We start from the raw sequence: 7,242 nt of genomic DNA on the forward strand, positions 1-7,242 counted from the left end.
GTTTTTGTTTTTCTTTGGTGTGCTCTTCCTTTGGGGGTCCCCCCCGCCGGCCCCGGGGGGGCGGGAGCCGCCGGTCCCCACCGGGGGCGGGGGGCGGGGGCGCCCGCCACGTCCGCCGGCTTCCCGGGGCCCGCGGTCCGCGGTCCGGCCCGGAACGGCGGGAGGCCCCGCGGTCCGGCCGGGGACGGCAGGGCCCGGGGTTCAGCCCGCGATCCGGCCCGCCAGCTCGACCGCCTCGGCCAGACTGTCCACCACCGGGACGCCGACCGGCTCCAGCTTCTCCCGGGTGTGCGAACCGCCGGTGTAGAGCACCGCGTGGGCGCCCGCGCCGAGCGCCGCCACGGCGTCGTCCGCGGCGTCGCCGATCAGCACCGTACGGGCCGGGTCCACCCGCTCGCCGAGCGCGGCCAGGTGCCGGGTCAGGTGCTCCGCCTTCTGGCCGCCGGACGGGCCGCTGCGGCCGTCCACCCGCAGGAAGCCGCCGGCAAGGCCGAAGGTGTCGACCAGCGGCAGCAGCGCGTCGTGCTCGTACATCGACAGCAGCGACTGGCTGTTCCCGGCCGCCCGCCAGCCGTCCATCAGCTCGCGCACGCCCTCGGTCAGCCCGCAGGAGGCGCTGAGCTCCCGGTAGTGGTCGTGGAACGCGTCGTCGAGCCTCAGCCACTCCTGCGCGGAGGGCATCCGGCCGAGCAGGCGCTGGTAGAAGCGGGGGATCGGGATCTCGTACTGCTCGCGGTACTCCTGGAGGCTCATCGGCTCGATGCCGACGGTCGCGAACGCGGCATTGCTCGCCCCGAGCACCGCCTCCATGTCGTGGAAGAGCGTGCCGTTCCAGTCCCAAACGATGTGAGTGCGCACAGGGTGAAACGGTAACCCGACCGGGTGACACGCCGGTAGGACGGACCTCACGCGAGCAGGGAGGGGATCTCCTGGGTCGCGTACCAGAGCAGGTCGTGGTCCTCCGCGCCGTCCACGGTGAACTGGGCGTCCTGGTCGCCCGCGTCGGCCGCGGCCACCGCCGCCACCGCCGCCGCCACGTCCGTGACCACCTCGTCGTCGGCCACGTCGGCGTGCACCGCGGCCGCCTTGGCCAGCCGCACCGGGCCGGCCAGAACCACCCGGCCGAGCGAGGCCTGGTCCTGGTACTCGTCCCCGGGGAAGGGCCGCACCGACGCGTCGGCCACGTCCAGCGCCACCACCACCCGGCGGCACGGGGCCTGCGGGTCGGCGGCCAGCAGCCGCAGCGAGGACTGCGCGGCCCGGTTCAGCGCCGCGTACTCCAGCTCCTCCAGGTCGTCGCTGACGTACCACTCGCGCAGCGCGGGCGTCACGGCGTACGCGGCGGACTGGTCCAGGGCGCCGCCCTCGCGCGCCGCCGCCAGGCCGGTCAGGGTGGTGGGCACGTACACGCGCATCGGTGGCACTCTCCGGTTCGTCCAGCAGGGTTCGTCCAGCGGGGTTCGTCCAGCAGCACCGATTCTCCGGCGCCCCAAGACTCCAGCGCCCCAAGAATAGGCGCCGCCGGACGGCCCGTGATCGCCTCCGGTCCCGGGCCGGGCCCTCACCGCCGGGGCCGCAGCGCCTCCCGGCCGGTGCGCAGGGCACTCTCCAGGACCGCGCCGCGGCGGGCCGGGTCCATCATGTTCGGGCCCATCGCCGCGAGGTCCGCCGGGGTCGGCGCGAGCAGCAGCACCCGGGCGCCCTCGGCCCGCAGCAGCGCGGCCTCGCGCAGCAGCTGCCGGGTGACGGCGTGGCGGTAGCGGCTCACCAGCTGGGCGAGCACGCCGCGGGGGCGTTCCCGGGCGCGCCACTCGCGCAGGGCGGCCAGGGTGTCGCGGCCGGACGCGAGCCCGCCCCGCCGCCCGGCCCGCCCCGGCCGGGGGTCCAGCCGCAGCGCCATCGGGGCGAGCACGTACACCTCGTCCAGCCCCCGGCCGAGCATCAGGTCGGCGTTGGTGGCGGACCAGCAGCCGCCGTCCACGTACGCCGAGCCGTCCAGCCGCACCGGCACGAACCAGCCGGGGATCGCGCAGGAGGCCATCACGGCGTCGGGCACCGGGACGGCCGGGGCGCCCGGGTCGCCGAAGACGACCCGGCGGCCGCTGCGGTAGTCCACGGCCACCACCCGCAGCGGCGATCCCCCGCCGCCGGGCTCCGGCCGGCCGTCGTCGCCGGCCGGTCCACCGCCGCCGAGCGGTCCGGTGTCGCCGAGCGGTCCGGTGTCGCCGAGCAGGCCGCGCACCAGCTCGCCGACCGGCGCCAGCGAGCCCCGGCCGTGCGGTGCGAGCGCCGAGACCATGGTCAGCAGCGGGTACTCGCGCGGATGCCGGACGGCGTCGCGCAGCAGCCCCGGCGAGCCGATGCCGGCCCGCGGGCGGGGCGGCAGCGCACCGCCGACGGCGGTGTCGTAGTCGAAGGCCACCCCGGCCAGCGGGCCCTCGGTGATCGGCAGGCCGCGCTGGTGGTCGCGCAGGTGCTCGGGGCGGACGCCGCCGGCCAGCATCGCGGCGAGGATCGCGCCCGCCGAGGTGCCGAGCAGGACGTCGGCCTCGCCCGGCTGCCGCCCGGTGGCCTCCTCGACGGCGCACAGCGCACCGACCGTCCACGCCGCGCCGAGCATCCCGCCGCCGCCCAGCACCAGGCCGCGCCGGGGACCGCCCGCGGCGGGCGGAGCGGTGCCCGCGGCCGACGCCGCCACCCGTGTCGCCATACCGGCCGCCCCTCGTCGTGGGAGCCCGGCCGTCCGCTCCCGGTCAGGGTCCGATGGTGCGCTCCGGGCCGGTACGGCGCAACGCGGCGGCCGCGCGCCGCCACCCGGTCCGCCCAGTCGGAGCGTCCCCTTTCGGGCCGTACGGTCCGTCCCCGCACGTCAACCGGGCGCCGCCGACCGGCCCGTCCGGCCCGTCGCCGCACTGGCCGGTTCGCCCGGATAGGTGAACTCCAAAGCCTGCCCCGGGCACTCAGGAAACCCGTTGCCGCCCCGCGCCGGACGCCTCCAGCCTGGACCCGTCCGTACCCGCACCACCCAGCCGAGGAGCCACCCCGTGACCGTCCGGTTCACCGCCCATCCCACCGCCCACCCGCACCGCCGTCCGCGCGACGCCGGCGGCTGCGACCCGGTCGGCCGCCGGCCGCGTCACCCGCGCGCCGCCTGCACCGCCTCCCCCGGGCCCGTCTCCCCCGGACCCGACTCCGGGGCGCTGGCCGCCCGGTTCGCCCACCGGCTGGTCGAGGTGCTCACCGGCGCCCGGCCCTCCGGCCAGCTGATGCGGCACACCAGCCTGGCCGGCTACGGACAGCTCGCCTCGCTGGTACGGGCCGGAGCGCTGCGCCGCGGCGGCCCCGCCGACCGGCCCCGGCTCGGCCCGGTGCACGACCGCTCGCCCGCCCCGGACGCGGTCGAGGCCTGCGTGCGGGTCGACCTCGGCCGGCGCCACCACGTGGTGGCCTTCCGGCTGGAGCAGCGCGGCCCGGCCGGGCAGTGGCAGTGCACCGCCGTGGAGGCCCGGTGAGCGCCCCGCCGCACCCCCGGCGGTACACGACGGCGCAGGGCGCCGTCCCGGTCCGGGAACGGCGCCCTGCGTGGCGTCCTGGCTGGTGTCCGGCGGCCGGCTCAGCCCTTGCGGCGACGGCCCTTGGCCGACTTCGCGGCCTTGCGGCGCTCGGCGCGGGTCAGCCCGTCGCCCTCGTCCTCCGGCGCGAGGTCCTCGAAGTCGCCCTCGATGACGCCGCCGCCGACCTCGTCCGAGGGGGCCGTGTAGTGCAGCCGCTGCGGCTTCGGGGCCTCCAGGCCCTTGGCCTTGATCTCCGGGCGGGCGGCGTCCTTCTCCAGCTTGTCGAGCACCACCTGGGCGTCCTCGACCGGGACCTCCTCGACCTGCTGCTCGACCTGGACCTCCAGGTTGAACAGGTAGCCGACGGACTCCTCCTTGATGCCCTCCATCATCGCGGTGAACATGTCGAAGCCCTCGCGCTGGTACTCGATCAGCGGGTCGCGCTGCGCCATGGCCCGCAGGCCGATGCCCTCCTGGAGGTAGTCCATCTCGTAGAGGTGCTCGCGCCAGCGGCGGTCCAGCACCGACAGCACGACCCGGCGCTCCAGCTCGCGCATGATCTCGGCGCCCAGCTGGTCCTCGCGGGCGCCGTACTGGCCCTGGATGTCCTCCTGGATGGACTTGATCAGGAACTCGGGGGTCAGACCGGCCTGGCCGCCGGCCTCCTCCTCCAGCTCCTCCAGGTCCAGGGTGACCGGGTAGAGCTGCTTGAGCGCGGTCCAGAGCTTCTCCAGGTCCCAGTCGTCCTCGAAGCCCTCACCGGTGGCCGCCCGGACGTACGCCTCGACGGTGTCGTCCATGAAGTGGCCGACCTGCTCCTGGAGGTCCTCGCCCTCCAGCACCCGGCGGCGCTCGCCGTAGATGACCTCGCGCTGGCGGTTGAGCACCTCGTCGTACTTGAGGACGTTCTTGCGGATCTCGAAGTTCTGCTGCTCGACCTGGGTCTGCGCGGAGGCGATGGCGCGGGTGACCATCTTGGACTCGATCGGCACGTCCTCCGGGACGTTGGCCATCGAGAGCACGCGCTCGACCATGCCGGCCTTGAACAGGCGCATCAGGTCGTCGCCCAGCGACAGGTAGAAGCGGGACTCGCCCGGGTCGCCCTGACGGCCGGAGCGGCCGCGCAGCTGGTTGTCGATCCGGCGGGACTCGTGCCGCTCGGTGCCGAGGACGTAGAGGCCACCGGCCTCCTTGACCTCGTCCTGCTCGGCCTTGACCGAGGCCTTGGCCTTCTCCAGCGCGGCCGGGAAGGCGGCCTCGTACTCCTCCGGGGTGTCCGTCGGGGTCAGCCCGCGCTGCGCCAGCTCGGCCGCCGCGAGGTGGTCGGAGTTGCCGCCGAGCATGATGTCGGTACCACGGCCGGCCATGTTGGTGGCGACGGTGACGGCGCCCTTGCGGCCGGCCTGCGCGACGATCTGCGCCTCGCGCTCGTGGTGCTTGGCGTTCAGCACCTCGTGCGGGATGCCGCGCTTGCGCAGCTCCTGCGACAGGTACTCGGACTTCTCGACCGACACGGTGCCGACCAGCACCGGCTGGCCCTTCTCGTGCTTCTCGGCGATGTCCTCGACCACGGCGGCGAACTTGGCCGGCTCCGACTTGTAGATCAGGTCGGGCTGGTCGATGCGCAGCGGCGTCTTGTTGGTCGGGATCGGCACCACGCCGAGCTTGTAGATCTGGTGGAACTCGGCGGCCTCGGTGGTGCCGGTACCGGTCATGCCCGCCAGCTTGTCGTACAGGCGGAAGAAGTTCTGCAGGGTGATGGTGGCCAGGGTCTGGTTCTCGTTCTGGACCTCCACCCCCTCCTTGGCCTCGATCGCCTGGTGCATGCCCTCGTTGTAGCGGCGGCCGGCCAGGATGCGGCCGGTGTGCTCGTCGACGATCATGACCTCGCCGTTCATCACGACGTAGTCCTTGTCCCGCTTGTACAGCTCCTTCGCCTTGATGGCGTTGTTCAGGAAGCCGACCAGCGGGGTGTTCACCGACTCGTAGAGGTTGTCGATGCCCAGGTAGTCCTCGACCCGGCTGACGCCCTCCTCCAGGATGCCGACGGTGCGCTTCTTCTCGTCGACCTCGTAGTCGCGGTCGATCTTCAGGCGCTGCACCACCTTGGCGAAGTCGGCGTACCACTTGGTCGCCTGGTCGGCCGGGCCGGAGATGATCAGCGGGGTGCGGGCCTCGTCGATCAGGATCGAGTCGACCTCGTCGACGACCGCGAAGTAGTGGCCGCGCTGGACGAGTTCGTCCTGCGACCAGGCCATGTTGTCGCGCAGGTAGTCGAAGCCGAACTCGTTGTTCGTGCCGTACGTGATGTCCATCCCGTACTGGCGCTTGCGCTCGACGGGCGTCATGCTGCCCAGGATCACGCCGACCTCAAGGCCGAGGAAGCGGTGCACCCGCCCCATCCACTCCGAGTCGCGCTCGGCGAGGTAGTCGTTGACCGTGATCAGGTGGACGCCCTTGCCGGTCAGCGCGTTCAGGTACGCGGGCAGGGTGCCGACGAGGGTCTTGCCCTCACCGGTGCGCATCTCGGCGACGTACCCGTAGTGCAGGGCGGCGCCGCCCATCAGCTGGACGTCGTAGTGCCGCTGGCCGAGCACGCGCTTGGCGGCCTCGCGGACGGTGGCGAACGCCTCGGGGAGGATGTCGTCCAGGCTCTCGCCGTCGACGAGCCGCTGCTTGTACTCGTCGGTCAGTGCGCGCAGCTCGGCGTCGGTGAGGTTGACGAAGTCCTCTTCGATGGAGTTGACCTGGGCAGCAATCCGCTGCAGCTTGCGAAGGATCTTGCCCTCGCCGGCGCGCAGGATCTTGTCGAAGACGGACACGTGAGCGGGCTCCTTGCCTGTATTGGCACTGGACGACTGCACGGCGGGTCACCCCACCGCACGGGCCATCGTATGCGAGGAGTCCAACCCCCCGGGAGGTGCGTCAGCACGGTATTCCCGTGTCACCCCCGCGGGCACATGGCCCGATAGCACCGCCCACCGGGGCAAAACGGTCGGCGAGCCCCGGAATCGGCCTCCTGCCGGGCGGGCGGACCGGCGGGATATTCGGATGCCCGGCCGCCTCACCCGGCGAAATAATCCGTTCATGGAAGAAACCAGCACCGAACCGGTCGTCCTGACCACCGAGCGGCTCGTCCTGCGCGCCCCGCAGGAATCCGACGTCGACGCCGTCTTCGCGGCCTGCCAGGATCCGGAGATCCAGCGCTGGACGGTCGTTCCGTCCCCGTACCGGCGCGAGGACGCGGAGTTCTTCGTGCGCGATCTCGCCATCGCGGGCTGGCGCACCGGAGCGAACCGGATCTGGTGCGTGTTCGAGCGCGAGTCCGGCGCCCTGGTCGGGTCCCAGGGGCTCGTCCTGCGCGCCCACGACCCGGGCTCCGCCGAGATCGGCTGGTGGGCCGTGAAGGAGTTCCGCGGCCGCGGCTACACCACCGAGGCCGCGCGCGCCGTCTCCCTCTTCGGCCTGCGCGAGCTCGGCCTGCGCCGCCTGGAGTGGCAGGCCTACGTCGGCAACGAGGGCTCCCGCGCGGTCGCCGCGAAGGCCGGCTACCGCTTCGAGGGCACCCTGCGCTCGTACGCCGAGCAGCGCGGCGTCTTCCACGACGCCTGGATCGCCTCCCTGCTGCCGTCCGACCAGGTTCCGTGAGGTACAGGACGCGTGCGATGGCCTCGTCCGCGAGCTCCTG

Annotated in this window: 6 protein-coding genes; 2 read left to right on the forward strand and 4 right to left on the reverse strand. The window is 73.5% G+C overall.

What is annotated here, in order from left to right; all coding sequences use genetic code 11:
• Nucleotides 1-201: 201 nt before the first annotated feature.
• The 3 genes from ACIQOV_RS18840 to ACIQOV_RS18850 form a co-directional block, all read right to left on the reverse strand.
• Nucleotides 202-858: an HAD family hydrolase gene (locus tag ACIQOV_RS18840; protein WP_401049765.1), complete on the reverse strand. Its 657-nt coding sequence runs from the start codon at nt 856-858 to the stop codon at nt 202-204.
• A gap of 47 nt (nt 859-905) precedes the next feature.
• Nucleotides 906-1,415 (reverse strand): DUF6912 family protein, encoded by a 510-nt coding sequence (locus ACIQOV_RS18845; RefSeq protein WP_380548173.1) that lies wholly within the window; start codon nt 1,413-1,415, stop codon nt 906-908.
• Between the two features lie 146 nt (nt 1,416-1,561).
• Nucleotides 1,562-2,710 (reverse strand): patatin-like phospholipase family protein, encoded by a 1,149-nt coding sequence (locus ACIQOV_RS18850; protein ID WP_401049767.1) that lies wholly within the window; start codon nt 2,708-2,710, stop codon nt 1,562-1,564.
• Nucleotides 2,711-3,044: 334 nt separating this feature from the next.
• Here ACIQOV_RS18850 and ACIQOV_RS18855 point away from each other — a divergent pair, with 334 nt between their 5' ends.
• A complete protein-coding gene (locus ACIQOV_RS18855) occupies nt 3,045-3,512 on the forward strand; it encodes an Rv3235 family protein (protein WP_401049769.1) in 468 nt (155 codons plus the stop codon).
• A gap of 101 nt (nt 3,513-3,613) precedes the next feature.
• Here the strand turns inward: ACIQOV_RS18855 and secA are convergent, their stop codons facing one another.
• Nucleotides 3,614-6,376 carry a preprotein translocase subunit SecA gene (secA, locus tag ACIQOV_RS18860; protein ID WP_401049772.1) on the reverse strand — a complete coding sequence of 921 codons (2,763 nt, stop codon included), beginning with the start codon at nt 6,374-6,376 and terminating at the stop codon, nt 3,614-3,616.
• A gap of 265 nt (nt 6,377-6,641) precedes the next feature.
• On the opposite strand from secA, the gene ACIQOV_RS18865 reads away from it, so the two are divergent.
• Nucleotides 6,642-7,202 (forward strand): GNAT family N-acetyltransferase, encoded by a 561-nt coding sequence (locus tag ACIQOV_RS18865; RefSeq protein ID WP_401049774.1) that lies wholly within the window; start codon nt 6,642-6,644, stop codon nt 7,200-7,202.
• Nucleotides 7,203-7,242: the final 40 nt, after the last annotated feature.

Source organism: Kitasatospora sp. NPDC091257, assembly GCF_044757675.1.
GTDB lineage: Bacteria > Actinomycetota > Actinomycetes > Streptomycetales > Streptomycetaceae > Kitasatospora > Kitasatospora lactacystinica.